The organism is Bacteroides sp. AN502(2024) (genome assembly GCF_041227145.1).
Classification (GTDB): Bacteria; Bacteroidota; Bacteroidia; order Bacteroidales; family Bacteroidaceae; genus Bacteroides.
On the sequence record NZ_JBGFSP010000012.1, the window covers coordinates 51,612 to 73,368 of the forward strand.

Consider the following 21,757-nt stretch of genomic DNA (forward strand, 5'->3'; position numbering starts at 1 on the left):
AATCGGATTCCGGTGTTTGTGACCGATTATTTGCTCAACGGTTGATTACCTGCATTACCTGTTGTAGGCTTGGCGATATTCTCACGCATTGAAGTATCAGCTTCGATATTTTTCATGCGATAATAATCCATGATGCCTAAGTTTCCGCTGCGGAAAGCTTCAGCCATTGCTTTCGGAACTTCAGCTTCTGCTTCGATCACTTTGGCACGAGCTTCCTGTGCTTTTGCTTTCATTTCCTGTTCGGAAGCTACTGCCATGGCACGACGCTCTTCAGCTTTTGCCTGTGCAATATTCTTATCTGCATTAGCCTGATCGATTTGCAGAGCCGCACCGATGTTCTTACCTATGTCGATGTCCGCAATATCAATAGACAGGATTTCGAAAGCTGTTCCTGCATCCAATCCTTTGCGAAGTACCAGTTTGGAGATAGAATCCGGATTCTCGAGTACCGACTTGTGATTTTCGGAAGAACCGATGGATGAAACGATACCTTCACCTACACGGGCGAGAATCGTATCTTCACCTGCACCACCGACCAACTGGCGAATGTTGGCGCGTACTGTAACACGAGCCTTGGCAATCAGCTGGATACCATCTTTGGCAACAGCCGTTACGGGAGGAGTATCAATCACTTTCGGGTTAACAGACATCTGTACGGCTTCGAATACATCACGTCCTGCCAGGTCGATAGCAGTAGCCATCTGGAAAGGCAATTCGATGTTGGCTTTCGATGCGGATACCAAGGCATGAACAACCTTTTCTACGTGTCCGCCAGCCAGATAATGGGCTTCCAGTTCATCGCGGGTGATGTTTTTCAGACCGGCTTTGTGAGCTTCGATCATTCCCGGAACGATGATATACGGCGGAACGTTACGTATACGCATTAAGAACAGTTGTATCAGCGAGATGTTAACTCCCGAGACTTTAGCCGACAACCAAAGGAAGAACGGCACGTAATGGAAAAATATTATCAAGAAGATAATACCTCCGGCTATCAGAAAGATAGGTAAGTAGAAAGATGGTTCCATTGATGTTTTTATTAAGTGAATATTATTCTTTATATTTCTCAACCATGATTGTACCGTCGGTGATACGGTTTACGATTATCGGAGTCTTCTCATTGAGGAACCCGTCTATTGACTTTACTTCCACAATTTTTCCGTTTATCTCGGCATAACCGATTTGTGCCAGACGTGTAGTACTGATTCCTGTATCCCCTGCCTTGATACTATCTTCTGCGCTACGGTCTACTTTTGAATCAATATTCTTTTTCAGCGCCAAATTGTCCAGCATTTTCGATTTCATAAACCAGACCAATGATCCGATGCAGGCAATTGCTGATATGCCAAGAGTGACAAATCCGCCTGCCATACCTAATTTAGCGAACGCGTAATAGTTGGCATACAGGATGCAAACCAATGCAGAAATTCCTGCCAGGCTAATGCCCGGGATGACGAACAGTTCTACCAGAAACAGTATGACTGCGGCAATAATGAGGACGGCGATAATGAGTATATCCATAGTTCAGAGTGATTAGTTATTTTGTTTTTTCTGCATTGCGTACATTCACTTCAAGAGTATTCAGCTCTTCGTACATTTGCAGTACCCGCTTTTCTAGGTCAAGAATGGCAGGAGCCATTTGTTTTTTTCCCTGTTGGTTGGCACCGGCATATTGTTGGCGAAGACTGTTCAGCTTTCTTTCCTGTTGATAATAGTCTTTTTCCATCTGCTGATAGCGTTGGAAAAGCGTTTTTGCTTTGGCGGATTTAAAGTCGCTCATCAGATAGTAAGTGGTATGGTCATCAATAACAAACTCAAAGTCCATGGCACGGCGTTTTTGCGGTTTATGACTGATAGCCGTTTTCAGGCGTTGCAATGCTTCGGTGACTGCTTGTTTGTCTTTCCAGGTTTCTTTCAGCGAATGGATCTGTGCCAGACGAATGATCTGTTGCTGCTCCATTGCTTCATAATTATAAGTCTGTTTGGAAGCGTTAGGAATGAACACATAAACACATACCTTTCCTTCCGGTTGGAAACGGTCGGAAGCAAACCATCCGAGGTTATTATATTCATCAATGACATACATATAATCATTGTATGGTGAATTGAATGGCATTCCCACATTTTCCGGAACAAGATAAGTGTCGGTATTCGTATTGTAGCGAGTGACAAAGATGTCGTATCCACCCACTCCTTCGCCATCACTGGCATAGTAAACGGTCACTCCGTCCGAAAGGACAAACGGATAGTTGGCGTTTCCGGAAGCATTGATACTACCCGGTAATGGGCGTCCGTCACTCCATTCATTCAACAATTTGTTCTTTGAGAAGATGTCGAGGTTACCTTTTTCACCCATTTCGCTATAATAAATCTTACTTCCGATTTCTGTTTTATAAACAGTTCCCGGATGATCTCCTTCTGTCTGAAAGAACTCATTGTAAGTGAATAATTTACCCGATTCTTCGCTCATCTTGTATGCATGGAGGAACGTAGCCTTGTCCACAACGAAGCTGTCGATGATGCACACATCCTCAACCCCCTTCAACATACGGAGGTCGGATTTACTTTTCTCCAGAAGCTTTTCCGCTTCTTCCGTCGATTTTTTACGTTTACTTAAATCTGCTATATACTCCTCAAAGCAGTTCACGGCATCTTCGAAGCGATACGTCTCGTTATAGGCTTGTCCCAAATAGAGTTTCCCACTGGTCACACGTCTCTTTGCCGCTATTTCAAGAGGTTTCACCGCCTTTTCTGCCTCTCCGGTTTTCAGGCAGCATACACCATACCAATAATTATAATTCCCGTTCGACGGTTGTGATTGGGCATACTTCTGAAAAACAGGTTTGGCTTGTTCGTACTCACCTTTGGCAAATAAGGTGCGTGCCTGTTCCAACGTTTGTGCAGATACTTCGCAAAGGAAGAGACTGCCAATTAAAAATAGAATATATTTTCCTTTCATTGTTTTGAGCGTTAATGAGTGACGGGTAGATTGAAAACATGGCTGCTTTCGGGCACCGGTCCATTTATCAATTGTTCAAAAGTACAAATTTATTAGAAATAAACCCTTTTTCAGTGATTCTATTATGTTAATTCTTCTTTAAATCATTCTTTTCGCTTACTTTTGCAGCCGATTTTTAAAGATATGGCACAATTTACGGAAGAAGAGAAAACCATTCGCCGCATTGAACGGCGGTTTAGCAAAGGAGTGGTGCAATATGGATTGATAGAAGAAGGAGACAACATCCTTATCGGACTGTCGGGAGGAAAAGATTCGTTGGCGCTTGTTGAACTGTTGGGTAGACGCGCACGTATCTATAAGCCTCGTTTTTCTGTTGTAGCCGTTCATGTGGTGATGAAGAATATTCCTTATCAGAGCGATACGGAATATTTGAAAGCGCATTGTGAAGCGTATGGAGTTCCCTTTGTGCAGTATGAGACAGCTTTTGATCCTGCTACCGACACACGCAAATCTCCCTGTTTCCTTTGTTCATGGAATCGCCGGAAAACCCTGTTCACTGTTGCCAAGGAGCACGGATGCAATAAAATCGCTCTCGGTCACCACATGGATGATATTCTGGAAACTTTGTTGATGAATATCACATATCAGGGAGCCTTCAGTACAATGCCGCCCCGGTTGGTGATGAAGAAGTTTGATATGACAATTATCCGTCCGATGTGTCTGGTTCACGAAGCCGATCTGGTAGAGTGGGCAGCGTTGCGCCATTATCAGAAACAAGTGAAGAATTGCCCTTACGAATCGCAGTCCAGCCGGAGTGATATGAAAGGAATTTTACGTCAGCTGGAAGCGATGAATCCGGAGGCACGTTACAGCCTTTGGGGGAGCATGACTAATGTACAGGAAGATTTATTACCGGATAAAATAGATTAGTTAGAATAGATTGTTATGAAAGGATTCTATACCATTTTGTTGCTGATTGTTTCCAATGTCTTTATGACATTCGCCTGGTACGGACATTTAAAGATGAGACAGGAGTACGGTTGGTTCGCAACTCTTCCGCTGATTGGTGTGATTACGTTTAGCTGGGCAATCGCTTTTTTTGAATATTCCTGCCAGATACCCGCCAATCGTATTGGCTTTATAGGCAATGGAGGTCCGTTTTCATTGATGCAGTTGAAAGTCATCCAAGAGGTGATAACACTTATTATTTTTACAGTGTTCACTACCATCTTCTTTAAAGGTGAAGCGTTACATTGGAATCATTTGGCTGCATTTGTCTGCCTGATTGCGGCGGTGTATTTCGTGTTTATGAAATAACGGCCTGAAACCATTCCATATCCTCACTTTATTTCGCCACGTATTTTTTCATCCCTTCCGTGTAGAAAGTATGGAACCCTCCGTTTTCTTCGCTATAAATAAAGTAGGCGTCGATTTCCGGGTTCGCTTTGCAGAAAGCTTCCGCCTCTTCCAGTCCCATCACCATGAAGGCGGTGGCCAATGCGTCGGCAGTCATACAGTCTTTAGCGATTACGGTGGACGATAAGATACTGTGCTGTACCGGATAACCCGTTCTCGGGTCGATGGTATGAGCATATTTCTTTCCGTCCTTGTAATAATAGTTGCGGTAGTTTCCGGAAGTTGCTAAACCTGCATCCGTTATTTCAAGTATTGTTTGTAAGTCCTGATTTACAGCCAGTGAATCGTCGATGGGCTTATTGATTCCGATGCGCCATAAGCCTTTGGAAGGGTTTTTGCCTTTCACTACTACCTCTCCACCGATGTCTACCATATAATTCTTTATACCTTTCCGGTCGAGCAGGCGAGCTATGACATCTACCGAATACCCTTTGGCTACTGCGCTACAACTCAACATGATACGCGGGTCTTGTTTGCTCACTTTGCCATTTTCCATGTTCACCTTTTCATATCCGGTGATTTGCAACAGGCTGTCTATCATTAATGAATCAGGGAAAGCGCCTTTTTTGAAGCCGAATCCCCAGGCATTGGCGAGGGGAGCTACCGTGATGTCGAAAGCACCTTTCGTCTTGCGGGAAATTTCCATCGAGCGGTTGAAGCATTTCTGAAAGAAGCTATCGGTAACCACCTCCTCGTTGCGGTTGACACGGCTGATAACAGAACTGTCGTTGAACGGAGACAGAGATTGATCGAAGCGTTTCAGTTCAGCTTCTATTTCCGGTTTTAAGTCACCGTCATGTTGATAAGTAATCTTGTATACCGTTCCGAATACCAAGCCCTTGATGCTATAATAGCCGGCTTGTTGATTATGTCTGACTAATATCCAGATGGTTGCCAGAATCAGGAAAGCTAGCCAAAGGAAATTTTTTTTTGTTTTCATACGCTCTTCTATTTAATAAAGAATAGGCTAAAGAGGCAATTGGTAAATCAGGGAATAAGTAATTCCCATATTGTTTGATTTAAACTTTCCGTAGCCGGGCACGTACCATGGATTCCCATATTCTGCGGTAGATGCTTTGGTTTTGTATTTCATACGTACCGACCACCCCATGTTAAAGTTTTTGTAGATACGTACTTTAACGCCTAAAACGATTTCCAGCCATTGCATGGAGCCTTTCATACCCGGGTGGTTGAAAGATATGTTTTCTCCCCAGTAATCATCTCCTAAACTGGGGTTACCTATTGCATCTCCCCAGATGGGATCGTCCACCGGCATCGTGGAGACGTCATATTTAAATGTACTGAATGCATAGCGGAGTCCTGCATATAAGTAGCTGTTCTTCTCTTTCTTCTTAGCCATAGTGTTGTAATCCACCCCGATGCGGAAGAATGGAGCCGGTTTGCTCTTATAGTGTATACCTGTTTCGTTCCAGGTATCTGTTCCTCCCATGCCAAACTCAAAGGTAGGGATGAATTTGTTTTTAAGGTTGACCGCCACGCTGACCTCGGAACTCATAAAGTCGCCTCCCAGGAGCTTGCTTCCTATACCATATACATCCACACCGATATACGTACCATTGTAAAACGGAATGGTATCTATCTCGGCAACCTCTTTCTTTTTCTGATCTCTTTGGGTCGTTTGCATAGGCCGCCGTTGTTGGGCCGGCAACGGAAGTCCAATGCAAAAGAGCAGGAGCAGGCTAATGAGTCGTTTCGTCAGGTGTACGTTCCGGCCGATAATTAAAGAATATCTGCAAGTTCTGAATTTCATTTGTATTGGCTTCTTTATTTTGTATATGAAGAGAATCTATCCGGTCCGGTTGTCCGTTACCGTACGGAGGAGGAGTGCCGGGTCGTCCCGGTTTGCCGAATGTCGCACTGATGATGTTCTGTTTCATCATGTATCCACATTCCATGGATTGGAAATAGGGCGTGTTCTGTTGTACGATGTATAATGTGTCAACATCCTCTTTTTTACGTTTGGGGTCATATCTGAATATGAGTACGGTAGAGTCGCTTGTATATCGCAATGGAAGCATCAACGTATGCACGTTCTTTTCATTGTTCAGGATGATGGAGTCGGTGCCCAGTGCGGTGATTGTCAGCGAGTCTAGCGTGTCTTTTCGTGCAACGTTGGGGTTGTCCGGATCGATGGTATATATCGTGCAATACATCATCGGACGTCCTGCCAATGAGCAATCGTTCTCGTCCGAGCACGAGCTGGGAATGCCGACAGCACCGCCAACGATTATCAATAAGAGAAAGATGCGAATTAAATTCTTCATAGTCAATCTGTTGAATGTGAATCAAATTTTCTTTTCTATCTGATAGTTATTCCGTTCGGGTGCATTGCGCGAGATTAGTTCGCCCAAGAATCCGGCCAGGAATAATTGCGTACCTATCACCATTGCCGTAAGTGACAGATAGAAATAAGGAGAGTCGGTTACCAGTCGATAGGGGAGACCGTTGGACATGGCGTATAGTTTGCTGGCACCTACGATGATGACTGAAATCACACCGAGCAGGAACATCAATGATCCCAGCAGTCCGAAGAAATGCATCGGCTTAACTCCGAATTTGGAAAGGAACCACAGGGAAATCAAATCCAGATATCCATTCACAAAACGGTTTAGACCGAATTTGCTGGTGCCGTATTTACGCGCCTGGTGGTGTACCACCTTTTCACCGATTTTCTTGAATCCGGCGTTCTTTGCCAGATAAGGGATATAACGGTGCATTTCGCCATAGACCTCGATATGCTTTACAACCTCTTTTCGATACGCTTTTAAGCCACAGTTGAAATCGTGCAGGTTTTTGATGCCCGACACTTTTCGGGCGGTCGCATTAAACAACTTGGTCGGCAGTGTCTTCGAAATAGGATCGTATCTCTTTTGCTTCCAGCCGGACACCAGGTCGTAGCCATCCTTGGTAATCATCCGGTACAGCTCGGGGATTTCATCCGGGCTGTCTTGCAGGTCAGCATCCATGGTGATGACTACGTCTCCTTCCGCTTCAGCGAATCCGCAGTAGAGTGCCGGTGATTTACCATAATTGCGGCGGAATTTGATCCCTTTTACATGTTCCGATTGTGCTTTAAGCTTTTCAATCACTTCCCATGAATGGTCGGTACTTCCATCGTTGACGAAAATCACTTCGAATGAGAATCCGTTGGCTTGCATGACCCGTTCTATCCAAGCATAGAGTTCGGGTAGCGACTCTTCTTCATTGAATAATGGGATTACAACTGATATATCCATTTTTAATTACTAATTACTTACGAATTACAAGTTACGATAGCGACAGTCCGTCATGTTCCGGTTTGGCTTTTTTCATCACCATCAATGCGGTAGGGATGGCCAGGATACTTCCCCAGAATACATCCCATGACAATAGCTGCATGGTGATATTGATCGAAGTAAGCGAACGGGCGGTATCTATCGTTTCTTTTATAATTTCTTTGTTTTCTATCAGAGCCGGGGTGTTGGCCATCAACTCGTCCCACAGCTGGATATAGGAGTCGATGATAAATCCATGATCGATGAATTGGAAATAGACATAGTGGGCCGTAGCTACCAATAGAGAAGCAAACATATACATGAATACGGTGAAAAGTATGGCATGCGAAAATTGGATACTTCCCCCGCAAATCTTATCCCGATACGTTTTCGCATAGTGATATCCGATGAAAGGTACGGATAATGTCAGGATTACAAATAAAAGCGAAAGGAAAGGTATGCGGAATCCCAGCGGAAATAGAATGAACTTCAGTATCCAGTAGATTCCCATACACGTGCCAAAATGCATGGCATATTTTTGTAAATAGCTTCTGTTCTCTGTCATCTTCATTTATAAATTGTGCACAAAGGTACAAATAATATCGGTTGGTAGGGAAAATCTGGCTGTTAAAGTTAATAAAGCAGAGGAAGTTGCTGTCTGACTATTTTTTTTTGCAAGTTTAATTGCTTGAAATGTAGCTTATTAGTCTTTTGCGTGCAAAAAAAGTTGTCTGTAGCTATTGCAGAATACATAAAAATGTCTACCTTTGCAATCGCAAAACGGGTAAGTCCTATACGGCCAGCTCCCTTCGAATCCTCCAGGGCTTGATCGCAGCAAAGGTAGTTGGTTGTAGCGGCGCGATATAGATAGCTTGCCCACCCGCCTCTTTAGCTCAGTTGGCCAGAGCACGTGATTTGTAATCTCGGGGTCGTTGGTTCGAATCCGACAAGAGGCTCGAAAGATTCACAGTCTATTTAGGTGAAAAAGCATTCAGGTAATTGCCCGAATGCTTTTTTTTGTATATATTTGCATATTCCGGCTATACTTTGCAAAACAGACATATATTCAGCTTTTACCACTCCAAACAGTCCTTTCCGATGTTGCGATATGTGCGTGTCTGCATGTCGTAATGGGATAGTAGTAGCGTATGATTCGGAATGATATTTTTGTAAATGCCATAATCTAAGGCAATGTTTTACTATTTTTTATGCTGTATAATCTAAAAATACGAAGTATTATGACTACAGTGAAAGTAAAATTCCGCGCATCTTCCACAGAATCGAAGGAAGGTGTGCTTTATTACAGGGTGATTCACAATCGCATGGCAAGACAGATCAGTACAGGTAGCAAATTGTATGACCGTGAGTGGGATGATGTTGCGCAAGATGTGACACTGCATTCCGGTGTTGAGAGCAGTCGTCAGGAGTATCTGCTTTCCGTGCGGGGAAAATTGGAGGAAGACACAGCCAAATTGCGAAGCATTGTCTCCCGGCTTGAACGTAACGGGAGGACCTATACGGCCGACAAGGTAGTGGAGATTTTCCGCTCAAATTCGGAATGTGGGAGTTTTATCTCGTTTGCCCGGCATATCATCGAGGATTTGAAACGCATAGGTAAGGTGCGTACATCGGAAACCTATGCATCGGCATTGCAGAGCTTTCTCCGTTTTAGAAAGAGACGTGATATCTTCTTCGACGAGATGGATTCTTCCCTGATGGTTGAATACGAATCCGAACTTAGAAGGATGGGGGTATGTCCCAATTCCACCTCTTTCTATATGCGCAATCTCCGTGCCATCTACAACCGTGCGGTTGAAAAAGAGCTGACTCCTCAGAACTATCCGTTTCGTCATGTCTATACCGGCATCGATAAAACCGTCAAACGGGCTGTGCCCTTGAAGGTCATACGGCAGTTGCGCGACTTGGAGCTGAAAGCAAACTCGGTCGATGGGCTGGCCAGAGATCTGTTCTTATTCTCGTTCTACACCCGTGGGATGTCATTTATTGACATGGCTTACTTGAAAAAGTCAGACCTGAGGAATGGCATACTTACTTACCGCAGGCAGAAGACCGGACAGCAGCTCTTCATCAAGTGGGAAAAGCCCATGCAGGATATAGTCGCCAAGTATGACACGTCGGCAACTCCCTATCTGCTGCCGATTATCCGGGACATGAAGACGGACGGCAGACGACAGTATCTGAATGCCTCGCATGTTGTAAATGCACGGTTGAAGAAGCTCGGAGAGCTGCTCAAGCTGCCTATACCGCTGACAAGCTATGTGGCTCGGCATGCCTGGGCTTCCATAGCGAAGAGTAAGAATATACCCGTCTCTATCATCAGTGAGGCTATGGGGCACGACTCGGAGAACACAACACGCATTTATCTCGCCTCTTTGGATACTTCTGTGGTGGACAAGGCGAATCTTGTCATACTTAAATCCCTTTGATGTTTCTGCCGCAAGGCGTCAGGCACGTTCTGCCGGTATAATCGTAGTGGGGCACTGTTGATCGAAAAGATGGCGGGCTGTGGAGCCTGCTATCTCTTCTTGCATAAACCGGTTACTTTTGTAACGCATATCAAGAGGCCTGTTAGGCAGCCTCTTGATTTTTGTATTTCAATTTATAAATGTCGTTCTTTATGACAACAATAGTAATATCCAATCGTCTCGATTCCTGAGATGAGCATAGCGGGTGAATCTGTTTGGAAGGTGAAAGTAATCGAGTGTTTCTTATTATCAGATTCTTTCAATTTCGTCTATGGAAAGTCCGGAAGCCTGTGAGATAGTGGTAAGGGGAATACCTAGTTTTTTTAGATTACGGGCAATTTCCAAACTCTTTTCTTTCATACCTTCTTTTTTACCTTCCTCTTTCGCAAATGAAATCGTAACCAGCTGGTCACGAAACACTTTGATGCTCTCATCGTATTTCATGCGTTCTTCTTTGCTCAGGGAAGCGATATCGACAATCTTTTCCAACTTCTCGAAGACTGATTTCCGTGCCTTGAAAGGCATTCTTTTCAATGTTTCCATGTGCTTCAATACATAAATCCAACGTTCAAAATCCGTATCACATTCCGACTCCTCCTTGTTGAAAGACGGGAGTTCGATAAAGATAAAGCGCAACTTGTCTGAGAATGTCTCATGCGTGTCCCGGTCGGCCAATACCACATCCGTACGCAGTTTGTGGGAACCGTTGGGCAGGCTGAAGTTCAAGAAAAACACGCCGTACACCGCTTTCAAGTCAAACTTCCAGAAAATACCCCGCTCTCCCTGACGGGCAATGGTATGGGAGAGGTAAAAAAGGGCACGCTCCTTAAAGTTCGTCTGCTGCTTGTTCTGCATCTCGACCACCAGTTGTTCACCGTTTTCCGTCGTACAATAAATGTCATAGATAACCCCTCTGTCTCCCATGTATTCCGGAAGCAATTCCTTGTCCGGTTATATCGGTGATACACTTCTCGTTCACAAGTAATCCGTTTAAGAAATCGATCAACAAGTCTTTCGTTATCTCCTGCCCGAATATCTTTTTAAATCCTACATCCGTAAACGGATTGATAAAGTTTCCCATTCTGTTTTTTTTAGTTTATCCGAGACAATGTGTATCCGATTGGAACAAAGATAGTCTATTTTTCGAAACATCTGGTTATGATACGGTCCTGTTTCTCTTTTTTAACTAAAACAGTTCTTTAATTCAGGGATATATTTATTCAATTATATCGAATTCGCATTAAAAACGATTTCGCACGCCTGCAAAACGTCCGCAGACTTTTAGAAACCACGGCTCTTTCCATTGAAGGTAAAAATATAGCCATACTGCCCCTTATCCGGTCCAATGCGAGCCGGGTAATCCGGAGTATCCTACATCCGATTCCTACACAAAAGAATATATTTATGATAATTATCTGCCATCTGCAACAATTTCGTTGTATCTAATTGAAATATAATGGTTTATGGCGTTGCAGATACCTGTTGCAGATATGTTGCAGGTCAAGTATCTGCAACACTTCTGTTTTAGCTCATGATGGTCTGACAACATGATAAACTACTCTTTCAATCTCACAAGTAAACTCGTATGCTTTGCTATTTTGTATTTGTTACTTCAGCGAACCACTTTGTTTCAATACGGTGGAACACTTTGTTTCAATACGGTGAACACTTTGTTTCAATATGGTGGAACACTTTGTTTCAAGGCGCTGAACACTTTGTTTCAAGGCGCTGAACACTTTATTTTGACTTATACTAGAAATGGTTGTCACTTTTAGAGGCTAGTTACTAAATAAGTTGTCACATTCTGTTATTCATAACTAAAACAGTTGTTAGTTTCTTCCCTTTGCTCCTAAGATAGTTGTCATACGTAAAAACAATGGACAAATCTGAGTGTGCTCGGGCTCTCGGTAAAAGTCAATAGGGTTCGACACCCTATTGGCTTTTGTGAGACAATGGCTTAAACCGTCATGTCCCGGGTTCTCGGTATCGCAAATATAGTATTTATTTATCATATGGAACCTTATTTTTTCCACAATGATTTTCCCGGCACCTCTCCATGATATACGTCCATGGGTTTTTTCATACCTATGCTCATATGCGGTCGTCCATTATTATAGAAGTCAATCATTCGCGTAATCTGCTCCCGTGCCATCTCTTTATCCCTGAACAGCGACATGCCGTATATCCATTCCGTTTTCAGGATGCCATTCATCCTTTCTGCTACCGCATTGTCCGTCGGGTTGTAATCTTCAGTCATGCTCACACGTATATGATGAGTGACCAGTGTGTCGATATAGGCATCGCAGGCATACTGTACCCCCCGGTCGGAATGGTGGATTGTGCCGCAAAGATTGCCACCTCCAGCCTCATTGATGGCCTGTTCCAGTGCCTGTAGCGTATATTCGGCATGCAAACTGGGAGAGAGCACCCATCCTAAAACGGCATGTGAGTACATGTCCGTTACAAGATGGAGGTAGCATACGCCACCTTCAATCCAGATGTAAGTGATGTCACATACCCAGATATGGTTCGGGTATTGTGCCGTTACCCCCTTGATCAGATTCGGATACTTCTTGTAAAGATGGTGGGAGTCCGTCGTATGCCTGGGTTTCTTCGGGGGCAGCATAAGGCGTTCCGAACGCAGCAGATGAAGGAAGGCATCCCGCCCTCCGGTTATCTCGCTTCCATAAAGGGAGCGGAGCTCATGGTATAATTTCAAACCACCGATGCCCGGAGCCTTTGAGCGGTAGAAGAAGACGGCATCCAAGATGGCTGTTCTGATCTGATGACGCGACAAAAGATTTTTTTTCTTTTTGTAATAGGCCTGGGAAGACATGCCAAACAGTCCGCAAAGGGTTTTCACACTGATGTGAGGAAACTCTTCACGAAGGCCGGTGACTATTTGGCACCATCTTTTTTTAAGATGGAAATCCCTTCTTCTCTTTCTGTGAGTTCAATCAGTCTTTCAAAGGCATGGGAACGAAGTTTTTCAAGTTCCAAAGCCTTTCTCAGACGCAAATTTTCCGCTTCAAGAAGTTCTTCTTTAGATTTTGATTTTGGATTCTTTTTCATTTGAAGATCTGACAGAAGTTCGGGGGACAAAGATAAGGAATCCGAATCAATTGCATAACACTTTTGCCAACGCAGAATATAAGTATGGTTGGGTAAACCCCATTTCTTGGCAGTAGCAAACATTGACAAACCGCTACTGAAGTAATCACGGAGAACTTCCAATTTGAAAGTCTCAGAATAAATCTTACGAGATAATTTAGACATAATTTTTCTTTTTTTATGTCTCTAAAAAGGTGTCAACCTAAATCCGTATAAGACATTTCAAGGCGCTGAACACTTTGTTTCAAGGCACTGAACACTTTGTTCCAAGGCGCGAAACACTTTCAAAGGTGTAAACTGTACTAATCCGGTATTTGAGTAATATGTTGCAGATAACTTTATCTGCAACTATCTGCAACAGGTATCTGCAACATCATAAGTCTCTTGTATTCATCGATTTAGCATGATTTTGTTGCAGATGGCAGATGTTTTGTGTATTTCAAACATAGAGAGGAACTCCCGGTATGATGTCTTTCTGCATCGACATGGTGTCGGCTGTGGCCCATAAAATAAGACCATTTTTGAGAGAACAAAACAGTTTTAAATGAAAGAGCCGTTTTTAGAAACGATTTTGCACGCCTGCAAAACGCCCGCAGGCTTTTAGAAACGATAAAGCAGCCTTGTTTTGCCTTAGAAAATTTTTAAATAACGTGAATTCGAAATGACTCAAAGCAAATTAAGTTGCCTGTCTTTGATGGACTCAATGTCAATGGCTGGAGACTGGGGAACATGGCACATTTGACTGCTTCAACCTTCTTACTGTCAACGATTTTAGCGTATGACTTGTGAACTGTGCGGAGGATGGCATACACTCGTGTGTCAGGTAAAATATGAAAATAAATTTATGTAAAGCAATTAAATTATTCAGATAATTTGTTTTTATTTTGATTTATTATTCTTATTTTTGCAGCCTGAAATCAATACCCTAAAATTGATTTCTCCATCTTAAGGAAATATGAAATAGAACCTTCTAAGACGACAAACTGTGATTATATGCGAGGTGCGCAGGAACATATTATGGTAGATATTTCCATGACAATGTTGAAACACATGAAAGGGGGCATGGAAAGTAAGGGAAATGCAAAAAGCATCTCCCAAGGTGACTTCCGTCTCGTAAAAATCTCTTCGCCAAGTAGAAGTCAATACAATGATGTAATAACAGAATAGAATGAAACGTACCATTTTAATATGGATTGTTACGGCTTGGGCTGTCTGTACATGCCACCGTGCGTTATGTCAGGAAGTTGCTGTTAAAACGAATTTCTTGGCAGATGCATTGCTGAATCCCAACCTTGGACTTGAAATCGGTATGGCTCCGAAGTGGACGTTGGACGTGTCGGGGCAGTTTAACGGATGGACGCTCTCGCACGACCGCCGTTGGAAGAACTGGGCAGTCCAGCCTGAGGCTCGGTACTGGTTCTGCGACCGCTTCGCAGGTCATTTCATAGGTATTCATGCCCACGGCGGACAGTACAATATCGGTGGTATTGACGGGAAGATAAATTTCCTCGGCACCGATGCCCGCAAGCTGAAGGACACCCGTTATCAGGGGTGGTTCGTGGGGGCGGGAGTCTCTTACGGCTACGCTTGGATTTTGGGGCAGCACTGGAATCTGGAGGCCGAAATCGGTATCGGCTATTCCTATACCCGTTACGACCGTTTCCGTTGTGCCGGATGCGGCAAGAAGATAGAGAGTGACAAGCCGCACCACTATGTGGGACCGACCAAGGCGGCTGTCAATTTGGTTTATCTGTTCTAAATCAAGAGGCGATGAAGAGATTTATACTCATAACGGTATTAACGACGGGCTTGGCATCAGCTTCCCAAGCCCAAGGCACAGTCGATGGGGTTTCCGTCGACGGGGTAAAATTGGAGCATAGCGGTCAGTATATGTCCGTGGACATGACATTGGGTCTGTCCGGGCTCCGGGTGGACGGTAATCGGGCCGTGTTGCTGACTCCACGGCTGGTCAACGGTACGGATTCCTTAGAACTTCCATCCGTGGGTATCTACGGACGCCGCCGCTACTATTTCTATGTACGCAACGGTGAGAGCATGCTCACAGGCAAGGACGAGATGAGCTACAAGGCATCGGACAAGCCCGAGAATATTATATATAATAAGGTGTTGCCCTATCAGGAATGGATGAACGGTGCAGAGCTGACACTCCATCGCAGCGACTATGGCTGTTGCAACACACTGTTGGCCGAGCAGACCGGCACACTGGGTGACTTCACGGAGGCTGTGGCATTCTTCCCCGAACTGGTGTATGTGCGTCCGGCAGCCGAGATAGTCAAGAGCCGTTCGCTCGAAGGCTCCGCTTTTATTGACTTCCCTGTCAACCAGACTGTCATCAATCCCGAATATCGTCGGAATACCATTGAGCTTGGCAAGATACAGGCCACCATCGACTCCGTGCGCAACGACCGCGACGTGACCATCACGCAGGTATGGCTCAAAGGGTTTGCTTCGCCTGAAAGTCCCTACGAGCATAACCGCGAACTGGCAATCGGCCGTACCGAGGCTCTCAAGAGGTATATCCGTCAGCTTTATAGTTTCAATGACAACGTGATTGTCACCGACTACGAGCCGGAAGACTGGGCAGGTCTTCGCCGCTACGTAGAACAGTCGAATATCGACCACCGAAAGGAAATCCTTGCATTGATCGACTGCGACCGTGAGCCGGATGCCAAGGAGTGGAAAATCAAATCCACCTACCCGGAGGAATACCGCTTCCTGTTGCAGAACTGCTATCCTTCGCTGCGTCACACAGACTATCGCATCGCCTACACCATACGTGGTTACAGCGATGTGGACGAGATAGAGCGTATCATGCACACCCGCCCTCAGAACCTGAGTCTTAACGAGTTCAACCTCGTGGCACAGGAGTACGAGCCGGGCAGCGATAAGTTCACCGAGGTATACGAGACAGCAGTGCGTATGTATCCCACCGATGAGACGGCCAACCTCAATGCTGCCAATGCCGCCATGCGCCGTGGCGACAATGCGCTGGCCGAACGTTATCTTGCCAAGGCAGGTAATTCACCGGAGGCTGTCTATGCTCGTGGTGCGCTTGCCATACGCAACGAGGACTATGACACCGCACGCCGCTATCTTGAACGGGCAAAACGAATGGGTGTGGCACAGGCGAAGACAACGCTTGAGCAGTTGGCACAGGGGAAGCGTATTAACAATAAATAATAAAAAGCAAAGAAACGAGATAACACACGTAATATTAACTTAAAATGCAATTAAATCTTATGAACAGAAAATTGGGGATTTTATCGTTATTTCTGTCCGTCTTGTTTGCGGGTTGTTCAAGTGATGAGTCGGTCATTAATGAGGGGGGAGAAGACAATGGGAAGGATCTCGGCTATATAGCCGTGAATATTGTACAGCCTGGGGCAGTGACCGGGCGTTCAGCAACAGTACCTGATGGTACTCAATCCGGTGGTTTTGTATCTGGTGATGAGGAGGAGAATTTTGCTGGTGATGCGACATTCATCATTTACAAGAAAAAGAATGACGCATCTAAAACCCATGAGTATCTCAGTACCCAGACCATTCCTCTGGAAGCAACCTCTGGACCTAACGGACAGCCTGCAGTAGAGAAAATATACAGTGCAGTGCTTGTAATTGATGCGGACGACGATTTGAAACCGAGCACAGATCCAGCCAAAGATCCGAGGTTTGCCGGTATAATTTACTGCGTGTTGAATGCTCCTAAGGAAATTAAAGAATTTGATGGAGCAGAAGATAAGACAGAAGCTACTTTGCAAGGACTCATTGGTAGCTACGGTAGTGCTACGAAAGGATCTTTCATTATGTCTAATTCTACATACAGAGGTTATGCCGATGAAGCAAAAACCAACCTTTCAGAGGATGTAACTTGTGGAACTCAATTTACAACAGACAACTACAAGACCACTCCCAATGAAGCTCTCGCAAATCCTGTTGATATATATGTAGAGCGTGTTGTTGCAAGAGTAGATACCAAGAAAGCTGACCCTTTCAACAATGAACAACCAGACCCATTCGGAACAAATGATAACAGTAAAAAATTGACTATTCGCATTACAGGAATGGAGATAGCCAATATCGCTACCAAGTCTTATTTATTCAAGAATGTTAGTGGTAGAAACGTAACTGGCAGCGGGTGGCCTACAGATTGGAATAACCAAGTATGGGATGCAAATAATACACGTTGTTATTGGGAAACGGTACCGACTCTTACCGCTGGTGACTATATAAACCAATCTTACACTGCTATTGTAGGTGCCGGAACAAGTACCGCAGCAGAGACAGGTGGGACAGGCGAGACAGGTGGTTCCACCGAGCAGAAAGTTTATGGTGCATTTTCAAATTTCGATAAAACATTGTATATTCAACCAAACACCAGTGACAATAAAACTGCTGTTCTTGTGACCGCACAGCTTCTTGATAATGCCAATAAACCTGCTGATTTAGTGTGGATAAAAGGTGGTTATTTCACTAACACAGACGCCCTTAAGTTGGTTTGCTCTCATCTCAAAGCTAAACAATGGGCTATAAAGACTTCTATGCCTGACGGCAAAACTGAGTTTCGCAATATTGAGCCAACTGATTTGGATTGGGCGCGTTATGTAGATCCGGATGCTGAAACTAAAATTCTGCTTAACTCTAATCTTAAAGACTATCAAGCTATTGCACAAGTAAAGACTCCTTCTGCAGGTTCGTTTATATGCAAGGCTTCCGGTGTGGGGACAGATGCTGCGACAGAAATCAAAAAGAAGGAAGGTGAGACAGAAACTAGTTACGGGATCGACGACCTGAATGGGGCTTCTGTTGGTACAGATGATGGTCGTCTCGCTTCTGAAACATCGTTGTATGCAGAAGTGTTCAAGAATGGTTTGTGTTACTATTTCGTCAATATTGACCAGACAGGTGTGCTTGGCAATGTCACCCCAGCTCCGACAAAATATGAGGGTGTAGTGCGTAACCATATTTATGAACTTACATTGAGTAGCATCAAGGGAATTGGCACAGCAGTGTTTGATCCAGAGCAAACAATCATTCCGGTAAAACCGCCGCATGATGAATTTTACTATCTCGCAGCTAGAATTAATGTGCTGAAATGGAAATTCGTAAAACAAAATGTGAGCTTTGAAGGAAACTGATAACAGCAATCTATAATAACGATAATCACGGGAGACTCCATTTGGGGTTTCTCCCGTGATTAAATAAACTATTTGCAACACAAGCACTTCCGTACCGGTGCAAAGAGAGATACGGCTTTGGAGGCTGCACCAAGAGCAAGACTCCCACTAAACGAGAATATCCGACGGTAACGACAACGTTACCGCACTATATATACTCCTTGCCCATTCATTGTGCAGGGGCAATTTATTAACTGGTTGTGAAGATAAAGAATATTGATATATGAATATGATACCGGCATATCTGAAAAAGACTGGACGCACGGTGTTGGCGGTCATGACTCTCTGTTGCATGATGACCTCGTGTGATCATGCCATATATGACGATGAGGGAGACTGCTCCGTAACATACCGCGTCGGTTTCCGTTACGACCGTAACATGAAATGGGCGGATGCTTTCGCCCACGAGGTGAAATCGGTACACCTGTACGCTTTCGACAAGTCGGGCACTCTCGTGTGGCAGCAGTCGGAGCGGGGCGAGGCTCTCAAAGCCGACGGTTATTCCATGACACTCGACCTGCCTGCCGGTGATTACTGCCTGATAGCATGGTGCGGTCTGGAGAATGATGGCGAACGTGCCGAGTCGTTCACCGTTCCCGAAGCCCGTGTCGGTGTGACACGCATCGAGGAGTTGCAGTGCAAGCTGAACCGTCAGTACGATGCCACCGGAGCAGCATATAGTAAAGAAGAACTGTATCCGCTTTATCACGGTATGCGCAATGTGACCTTACCGGCTGATGACGATGGCAACGATTACTTTTACACGATGGATCTGACAAAGGATACCAATCATGTGCGTGTCATCTTGCAACATCTTTCAGGAGATCCGGTAGACGCAAAAAAGTTCACCTTCCGCATTGAGGAAAAAAACGGGTGGATGAACTACGACAACAACCTGCTGCCCGATGAAATGATTACCTATAAGGCATACAATGTGAAATCTGATACCGCCAGTATGGGTATCGACGACTATCCCGAACCGGGCAAAGCGAAGAACGTCAGTTCTTCACGCGTCATCACGGAGGTGAGCGTTGCCATTGCCGACCTTACGATAGCCCGTCTCATGGAAGACCGTGAGGCCGTTCTTACCATAGTGGCCAACGATGACGGTCACACTGTGGCGCAGATTCCACTTACGGAGTATGCCCTGTTGCTCAAAGACGGTTACGGTGAGGAAATCGGCGACCAGGAGTATCTCGACCGGCAGGATGAATACGCTTTGACTTTTTTCCTTGATGAAGACCGATCTTGGATAGGTACTTCCATCATCATCAACTCATGGAAACTGGTGATTAATAAAGTAGATTTTGGTAGTGACAGGTAACCTTATTAATGTATTTCCGTTCATGCAAAAGGCTTTGAAAATATGGATACTGATAATGCCGGTGGTGATGCTGCTGTTTACCGCTTGCATTAACGACGACTTTCCGGAGGACGACGCCACAGACACTACTGTGAATGGCGAGGAGCCGACCGGGGACCTGTTTATCCGTTTCAGCCTGCGTCTTGGTGACGGCATGATCTCGCGAGCCGAGGGGGGGATATCCGAAACTGTCGGCTCCGACAATGAGAAGGTCATAAATACGGTCGATATCCTTGTGTTTGATGCCGCCGACAATACGCTGTTTGATATGGTGTGTCTCGATGCCGCGCAGGTGAATGACGCTAAATCCGGAAAGGAAGTTACTGTGCCTATCATGGGAGGAAAGGGAAAGACCCTGCATATCTACGCAGCTGTGAATATGCCGCCTCAGATGCGCAGTAAGTTTATCTATGGCTGTGGCACCGATGTGTCGTATCGATCAGCCGGTGTCGACTTCTGGAACGTAATGGACGAGTTTGTTCCCGGCAGCAACGGCAATCAGGAGAAGCTCGGCAGCTCCGGTATCCCTATGACAGGGCAGTTTAAGGTAGACGGTGACAATTTTGATATAACAGTCACCGGAGGGGGACATAGCACGAAGGAGAATGCTTTGGACGTTTCGGCAGACCTCAGTCGCATAGTGGCAAAAGTGCACGTGTTGGCAAAATCGATTAAAGCCGGTACTCCGGAGGTTGATTATGTCATTGCAGCTGAAAAGTCTGCTGCCCAATCAGCCGGCGATGCTACTCAAGAAACTTTCAATTTTGAAGATTGGCTCGGTTGGATGCGTCTGTCGGATGTACGTTATATAATTAACGGCACAAACAAGTCGACCTATCTTTTGCCGCAGAAGAACGCAGAAGGTAAGATGAAAGACTTGAACATGAATCTGGCAGCCTACCGCTCCGGTTATTCGTTTGATGAATCATTGTGGGGCAAAGACTTTAATTACTATCACGGTATTTCTTTGCATAGTGCCAATATCTCGAATAATGCATATTTCGGGCGGGCAGGGAAATTTGATGAGGATAGCTTGAGCAATACAGGCACAGGTACAGGTGCCGCAAACCGTTATACTAAAGGCTTGTACTGTCTGGAAAACTATTTCGACATTCCGACAAACCTGGAGTTTTATAGCAGACGGAAAAATACCATACCGATGGTTACGCATCTTTCCATAGCCACCAAGCTCGTACCCAGGGACTTGGTCGTTCTTCAGGATTTTCCTGAGAAGTTGGATCTTTTCTTTGAAAAAGCCAAAGAAAGGAAGAAAGGTGGTTCATTCTACGAAGAGTACGGCATAACAGAAGAGGAACTTATCGCAGCGGGTATCAACCTTGATGAGGATGCGAAGCGATGGGAGGGAACGGAGGATGTGGAGGGAATGAAGCAATTTTACTTCGTTGACACACCAGGACGGAGTAAGGCTGCGCAACCCAAACGCAAGGAATTTTATATCTTCTCGTCCAGAAATATTGAAGAGGCCAATTGTTTTATCAACTGGTCGTTGATAGCCAGAGGGTTGTGGAGTAGTGACGATAAGGTATTCACGGAGAGCAAGTATCCGAAAAACACCTATTATGTCTATGATACGCAGTACGACGAAGTGTCAAGTGTGGCGGGTGAGGATGATTGGGGGCGGAAGTATGTATATCTGGTGGCCGGTGCAGTGGCGAATGCAACTGACGATAATATCGGCATAAAGCTGCACTCCGTGCCTCATGTGGGCGGATGGGGCTACTATTATACGTATATAGATAACGATAAAATGGGGGTAAACGATGTACCCTTTACGTCATCGCAGGTGACGAGAAATACATATTATATCATTACCGTAGATAATTTCGGCACGCCGGGCGGTACGATAACCGACCCTGAATATATCAAGGTGAACACCGAACGTGTGGGCTGGGACTATTTCGGTAGGGGGGATATTATCTTGCATTAATTAT

The 21,757-nt window shown here is 44.9% G+C and carries 18 protein-coding genes, 1 tRNA gene and 1 pseudogene; 9 read left to right on the top strand and 11 right to left on the bottom strand.

Features of this window, described 5'->3' with window-relative positions; all coding sequences use genetic code 11:
- Nucleotides 1–26 precede the first annotated feature (26 nt).
- Genes floA through AB9N12_RS18865 form a run of 3 tightly spaced genes read right to left on the bottom strand, consistent with a single transcriptional unit; the run spans nucleotide 27 to nucleotide 2,959 of the window.
- Nucleotides 27–1,028 (bottom strand): flotillin-like protein FloA, encoded by a 1,002-nt coding sequence (gene floA / locus AB9N12_RS18855; RefSeq protein WP_369893617.1) that lies wholly within the window; start codon nucleotides 1,026–1,028, stop codon nucleotides 27–29.
- A gap of 22 nt (nucleotides 1,029–1,050) precedes the next feature.
- Nucleotides 1,051–1,521 carry an NfeD family protein gene (locus AB9N12_RS18860; protein WP_369893618.1) on the bottom strand — a complete coding sequence of 157 codons (471 nt, stop codon included), beginning with the start codon at nucleotides 1,519–1,521 and terminating at the stop codon, nucleotides 1,051–1,053.
- Nucleotides 1,522–1,537: 16 nt separating this feature from the next.
- The gene (locus AB9N12_RS18865; RefSeq protein ID WP_369893619.1) at nucleotides 1,538–2,959 is read right to left on the bottom strand and encodes a tetratricopeptide repeat protein; all 1,422 of its coding nucleotides are present in this window, start codon (nucleotides 2,957–2,959) and stop codon (nucleotides 1,538–1,540) included.
- A gap of 183 nt (nucleotides 2,960–3,142) precedes the next feature.
- Here AB9N12_RS18865 and AB9N12_RS18870 point away from each other — a divergent pair, with 183 nt between their 5' ends.
- Nucleotides 3,143–3,889, top strand: a complete 747-nt coding sequence (locus AB9N12_RS18870) for an ATP-binding protein (protein ID WP_369893620.1) — start codon at nucleotides 3,143–3,145, stop codon at nucleotides 3,887–3,889.
- 15 nt (nucleotides 3,890–3,904) lie between these two features.
- Nucleotides 3,905–4,276, top strand: a complete 372-nt coding sequence (locus tag AB9N12_RS18875; protein ID WP_369893621.1) for a DMT family protein — start codon at nucleotides 3,905–3,907, stop codon at nucleotides 4,274–4,276.
- 28 nt (nucleotides 4,277–4,304) lie between these two features.
- Here AB9N12_RS18875 and AB9N12_RS18880 read toward each other — a convergent pair whose 3' ends face one another.
- The 5 genes from AB9N12_RS18880 to AB9N12_RS18900 are packed head-to-tail and all read right to left on the bottom strand — an operon-like array spanning nucleotide 4,305 to nucleotide 8,221.
- The gene (locus AB9N12_RS18880; RefSeq protein WP_369893622.1) at nucleotides 4,305–5,315 is read right to left on the bottom strand and encodes an FAD:protein FMN transferase; all 1,011 of its coding nucleotides are present in this window, start codon (nucleotides 5,313–5,315) and stop codon (nucleotides 4,305–4,307) included.
- A 27-nt stretch (nucleotides 5,316–5,342) separates the two neighbouring features.
- A complete protein-coding gene (locus AB9N12_RS18885; protein WP_369893623.1) occupies nucleotides 5,343–6,146 on the bottom strand; it encodes a DUF6048 family protein in 804 nt (267 codons plus the stop codon).
- A complete protein-coding gene (locus AB9N12_RS18890) occupies nucleotides 6,076–6,660 on the bottom strand; it encodes a DUF6452 family protein (protein ID WP_369893624.1) in 585 nt (194 codons plus the stop codon). Before AB9N12_RS18890 ends, AB9N12_RS18885 begins: the two co-directional genes overlap by 71 nt.
- A 21-nt stretch (nucleotides 6,661–6,681) precedes the next feature.
- Entirely contained in the window at nucleotides 6,682–7,632 is a 951-nt protein-coding gene (locus AB9N12_RS18895) for a glycosyltransferase family 2 protein (protein WP_369893626.1), read from the bottom strand.
- Between the two features lie 31 nt (nucleotides 7,633–7,663).
- Complete coding sequence (locus AB9N12_RS18900) at nucleotides 7,664–8,221, bottom strand: DUF4199 domain-containing protein (RefSeq protein ID WP_369893627.1); 558 nt, start codon at nucleotides 8,219–8,221, stop codon at nucleotides 7,664–7,666.
- 311 nt (nucleotides 8,222–8,532) lie between these two features.
- On the opposite strand from AB9N12_RS18900, the gene AB9N12_RS18905 reads away from it, so the two are divergent.
- Both AB9N12_RS18905 and AB9N12_RS18910 read left to right on the top strand, forming a co-directional pair.
- Nucleotides 8,533–8,606: transfer RNA gene (locus AB9N12_RS18905), tRNA-Thr, on the top strand.
- A 282-nt stretch (nucleotides 8,607–8,888) separates the two neighbouring features.
- Nucleotides 8,889–10,097: a tyrosine-type recombinase/integrase gene (locus AB9N12_RS18910; protein ID WP_369893628.1), complete on the top strand. Its 1,209-nt coding sequence runs from the start codon at nucleotides 8,889–8,891 to the stop codon at nucleotides 10,095–10,097.
- A 288-nt stretch (nucleotides 10,098–10,385) separates the two neighbouring features.
- On the opposite strand, the pseudogene AB9N12_RS18915 reads toward AB9N12_RS18910, so the two are convergent.
- The 3 genes and pseudogenes from AB9N12_RS18915 to AB9N12_RS18925 all read right to left on the bottom strand — a co-directional run bounded on the left by AB9N12_RS18915 (nucleotide 10,386) and on the right by AB9N12_RS18925 (nucleotide 13,412).
- A pseudogene (locus AB9N12_RS18915) lies at nucleotides 10,386–11,217 on the bottom strand (Rpn family recombination-promoting nuclease/putative transposase).
- A gap of 939 nt (nucleotides 11,218–12,156) precedes the next feature.
- Nucleotides 12,157–12,999, bottom strand: a complete 843-nt coding sequence (locus AB9N12_RS18920; protein WP_369889013.1) for an IS3 family transposase — start codon at nucleotides 12,997–12,999, stop codon at nucleotides 12,157–12,159.
- A 35-nt stretch (nucleotides 13,000–13,034) separates the two neighbouring features.
- Nucleotides 13,035–13,412, bottom strand: coding sequence for a hypothetical protein (locus AB9N12_RS18925; protein ID WP_369889012.1), 378 nt, complete (start codon nucleotides 13,410–13,412; stop codon nucleotides 13,035–13,037).
- Nucleotides 13,413–14,415: 1,003 nt separating this feature from the next.
- On the opposite strand from AB9N12_RS18925, the gene AB9N12_RS18930 reads away from it, so the two are divergent.
- From AB9N12_RS18930 to AB9N12_RS18950, 5 genes are all read left to right on the top strand, one after another.
- Nucleotides 14,416–15,006 carry a DUF3575 domain-containing protein gene (locus tag AB9N12_RS18930; protein ID WP_369893629.1) on the top strand — a complete coding sequence of 197 codons (591 nt, stop codon included), beginning with the start codon at nucleotides 14,416–14,418 and terminating at the stop codon, nucleotides 15,004–15,006.
- Between the two features lie 11 nt (nucleotides 15,007–15,017).
- Nucleotides 15,018–16,448 (top strand): DUF3868 domain-containing protein, encoded by a 1,431-nt coding sequence (locus tag AB9N12_RS18935; RefSeq protein WP_369893630.1) that lies wholly within the window; start codon nucleotides 15,018–15,020, stop codon nucleotides 16,446–16,448.
- A 59-nt stretch (nucleotides 16,449–16,507) separates the two neighbouring features.
- Nucleotides 16,508–18,403, top strand: coding sequence for an Mfa1 family fimbria major subunit (locus tag AB9N12_RS18940; RefSeq protein ID WP_369893631.1), 1,896 nt, complete (start codon nucleotides 16,508–16,510; stop codon nucleotides 18,401–18,403).
- A gap of 262 nt (nucleotides 18,404–18,665) precedes the next feature.
- A complete protein-coding gene (locus AB9N12_RS18945; protein ID WP_369893632.1) occupies nucleotides 18,666–19,766 on the top strand; it encodes a FimB/Mfa2 family fimbrial subunit in 1,101 nt (366 codons plus the stop codon).
- A complete protein-coding gene (locus tag AB9N12_RS18950; RefSeq protein WP_369893634.1) occupies nucleotides 19,750–21,753 on the top strand; it encodes a hypothetical protein in 2,004 nt (667 codons plus the stop codon). The genes AB9N12_RS18945 and AB9N12_RS18950 overlap by 17 nt, the downstream gene beginning before the upstream one ends.
- Nucleotides 21,754–21,757: the final 4 nt, after the last annotated feature.

What these genes read in the sequence shown, in the direction of transcription:
- floA (WP_369893617.1), bottom strand. Translation starts at nt 1,028, where the DNA reads ATGGAACCATCTTTCTACTTACCTATCTTTCTGATAGCCGGAGGTATT.
- AB9N12_RS18860 (WP_369893618.1), bottom strand. Translation starts at nt 1,521, where the DNA reads ATGGATATACTCATTATCGCCGTCCTCATTATTGCCGCAGTCATACTG.
- AB9N12_RS18865 (WP_369893619.1), bottom strand. Translation starts at nt 2,959, where the DNA reads ATGAAAGGAAAATATATTCTATTTTTAATTGGCAGTCTCTTCCTTTGC.
- AB9N12_RS18870 (WP_369893620.1), top strand. Translation starts at nt 3,143, where the DNA reads ATGGCACAATTTACGGAAGAAGAGAAAACCATTCGCCGCATTGAACGG.
- AB9N12_RS18875 (WP_369893621.1), top strand. Translation starts at nt 3,905, where the DNA reads ATGAAAGGATTCTATACCATTTTGTTGCTGATTGTTTCCAATGTCTTT.
- AB9N12_RS18880 (WP_369893622.1), bottom strand. Translation starts at nt 5,315, where the DNA reads ATGAAAACAAAAAAAAATTTCCTTTGGCTAGCTTTCCTGATTCTGGCA.
- AB9N12_RS18885 (WP_369893623.1), bottom strand. Translation starts at nt 6,146, where the DNA reads ATGAAATTCAGAACTTGCAGATATTCTTTAATTATCGGCCGGAACGTA.
- AB9N12_RS18890 (WP_369893624.1), bottom strand. Translation starts at nt 6,660, where the DNA reads ATGAAGAATTTAATTCGCATCTTTCTCTTATTGATAATCGTTGGCGGT.
- AB9N12_RS18895 (WP_369893626.1), bottom strand. Translation starts at nt 7,632, where the DNA reads ATGGATATATCAGTTGTAATCCCATTATTCAATGAAGAAGAGTCGCTA.
- AB9N12_RS18900 (WP_369893627.1), bottom strand. Translation starts at nt 8,221, where the DNA reads ATGAAGATGACAGAGAACAGAAGCTATTTACAAAAATATGCCATGCAT.
- AB9N12_RS18910 (WP_369893628.1), top strand. Translation starts at nt 8,889, where the DNA reads ATGACTACAGTGAAAGTAAAATTCCGCGCATCTTCCACAGAATCGAAG.
- AB9N12_RS18925 (WP_369889012.1), bottom strand. Translation starts at nt 13,412, where the DNA reads ATGTCTAAATTATCTCGTAAGATTTATTCTGAGACTTTCAAATTGGAA.
- AB9N12_RS18930 (WP_369893629.1), top strand. Translation starts at nt 14,416, where the DNA reads ATGAAACGTACCATTTTAATATGGATTGTTACGGCTTGGGCTGTCTGT.
- AB9N12_RS18935 (WP_369893630.1), top strand. Translation starts at nt 15,018, where the DNA reads ATGAAGAGATTTATACTCATAACGGTATTAACGACGGGCTTGGCATCA.
- AB9N12_RS18940 (WP_369893631.1), top strand. Translation starts at nt 16,508, where the DNA reads ATGAACAGAAAATTGGGGATTTTATCGTTATTTCTGTCCGTCTTGTTT.
- AB9N12_RS18945 (WP_369893632.1), top strand. Translation starts at nt 18,666, where the DNA reads ATGAATATGATACCGGCATATCTGAAAAAGACTGGACGCACGGTGTTG.